We start from the raw sequence: 2004 nt of genomic DNA, 5'->3' as shown, positions 1-2004 counted from the left end.
GCCCGGCCTGCGCCCCCGGCGACGCGGAACGCGGCGCAAAACCTCAGGTGTTCAAGACAGTAGCTAGAACGCAGGCGTCAGGTGCCGCAGAACGTCGCCCTGACCACCTCATCCTCCGCTGGCGGCTGACGCAGGTCCGCAAATTCGGCCCGCGCCTCATACGGCGCCGACAGCGCTTGGTTCAACCGCTCAAAGGGGGCCATATCCCCCGCGACGGCGGCGGCAATCATCTGCTCGATCCGGTGGTTCCGGGGGATCAGCACCGGGTTTGCCCGCGCCATGGTCGCCTCGACGGCCTCCTCTTTGGTGATCCGCTCGCGCCAGCGCGCCTCCCAGGCGTCAAAACCCTCGGGGTCGAGAAACTGATCGCGCGCGCCGCCCTCCAGCAACGCCCGAAAGCCATTGGTGAAATCCGCCTGCCCCTCCGCCATCAGGCGCAAGAGGTCGGTGATCAATTCCATGTCGCCTGCATCCTCCGAGGTGATCCCGAGCTTGGCCCGGAACCGACGCAACCAGGCCGATTGCAGCAGATCCGGCATCGCATGCACGATCTCGGTGGCCTCCTCGACCACGCCTTCGGGATCGTCATATTGCTGGATCAGCGCGGTGGCGAGTTGCGCCAGGTTCCACACCGCGATCTGCGGCTGGTTGGAATAGGCATACCGCCCGCTTCGGTCGATCGAGGAAAACACCCGGTTGGAATGGAACACATCCATAAAGGCACATGGCCCGTAGTCGATGGTCTCGCCCGCAATCGAAGAGTTATCCGTATTCATCACCCCGTGAATAAAGCCAACGCTCATCCAGGCGGAAATCAGCTCCACCTGTGCATCGCGCACCGCCCGCAGAAGCCCCATCGGCCCATCGGCATCGGGGTAGTGGCGATTGATCGCATAGTCTGTGAGCGTTGCAAGCGACGCTGTATCGCCGCGCGCGGCAAAGACCTGAAAGCTGCCCACCCGCAGGTGGCTCTGTGCCACCCGTGTGAGCACCGCCCCGTGCAGGCCCTGCTCACGCCAGACTGTCTCGCCGGTGGCAACCGCCGCCAGGGCGCGGGTCGTGGGAATGCCAAGCGCCTGCATCGCCTCGGAGACCACATATTCGCGCAGCACCGGCCCCAGCCAGGCCCGCCCGTCGCCATTGCGCGAATAGGGCGTCGGTCCTGCCCCCTTGAGCTGAATGTCGCGGCGAATGCCGTCGCGGCCCAGAACCTCGCCCAACAATATGGCCCGCCCATCGCCGAGCTGCGGATTGTAGCTGCCAAACTGGTGCCCGGCATAAAGCTGCGCCAGCGGATCGGCGCCCTCGGGCACCACATTGCCGCCAAAGACGGCAGCAAGGTCTTCATCGCTCCTGCGCATGATGCCAAGCACCTCCGCCAGCCGCTCGTTAAAGGCCAGAAGGCGCGGCGCCGCCACCGGCGTTGGCGCGAGCTTGCTGTAGAAATGGGGCGCAAGTTGCGCATATGTATTGTCAAACGGGATATTCAGGGTCATGCGCCAAACATATGGCGCCGCCGCCGGAATACCACCCGAAATCGAGGCAGGAGCGGAGCATTCTCCCTATGACAACAGATATGACGGCGGATGAGATCATCCAGACCCTCGGTTTGGAGCGCCACCCGGAGGGCGGCTGGTATCGGCAAACCTGGATTGAGGACATCGGGGATGACACCCGCCGCCCTAGCGGCACCTGCATCTACTTCCTGCTCAGCGCGGGAGAGCACAGTCATTGGCACCGGGTCGATGCAACGGAGATCTGGCTCTATCACGCCGGGGCGCCGCTGGCGCTGTCGCTCTCTGCGACGGATCAAGGCCCCGCACGGGACCATCTGCTGACCCCGAATCTTCGGGAGGGACGGCCCCAGATCCTTGTCCCCAAGGACCATTGGCAAGCCGCCCGCAGCACCGGCGACTGGACCTTGGTCAGCTGCACCGTCTCGCCCGGATTCGACTTTTCGGGCTTTAAGCGCGCGCCAGAAGGCTGTGACATTCCGCGCTAAAA

At 64.4% G+C, this 2004-nt stretch carries 2 protein-coding genes; one reads left to right on the top strand and one right to left on the bottom strand.

Going from position 1 to position 2004, the window contains the following annotated elements; all coding sequences use genetic code 11:
- Nucleotides 1-77 precede the first annotated feature (77 nt).
- The gene (locus tag HCZ87_RS20600; protein WP_167646980.1) at nucleotides 78-1496 is read right to left on the bottom strand and encodes a YdiU family protein; all 1419 of its coding nucleotides are present in this window, start codon (nucleotides 1494-1496) and stop codon (nucleotides 78-80) included.
- A 68-nt stretch (nucleotides 1497-1564) separates the two neighbouring features.
- On the opposite strand from HCZ87_RS20600, the gene HCZ87_RS20595 reads away from it, so the two are divergent.
- Complete coding sequence (locus HCZ87_RS20595; protein ID WP_254868727.1) at nucleotides 1565-2002, top strand: cupin domain-containing protein; 438 nt, start codon at nucleotides 1565-1567, stop codon at nucleotides 2000-2002.
- Nucleotides 2003-2004: the final 2 nt, after the last annotated feature.

Source organism: Phaeobacter sp. HF9A, from assembly GCF_011806385.1.
GTDB lineage: Bacteria > Pseudomonadota > Alphaproteobacteria > Rhodobacterales > Rhodobacteraceae > Epibacterium.
The sequence above is the reverse complement of the archived record's forward strand: the minus strand, read 5'-3'. Positions and strand labels throughout refer to the sequence as shown.

Coding starts and splice junctions, on each gene's coding strand:
- HCZ87_RS20600 (WP_167646980.1), bottom strand. CDS start 1,496: ATGACCCTGAATATCCCGTTTGACAATACATATGCGCAACTTGCGCCC.
- HCZ87_RS20595 (WP_254868727.1), top strand. CDS start 1,565: ATGACAACAGATATGACGGCGGATGAGATCATCCAGACCCTCGGTTTG.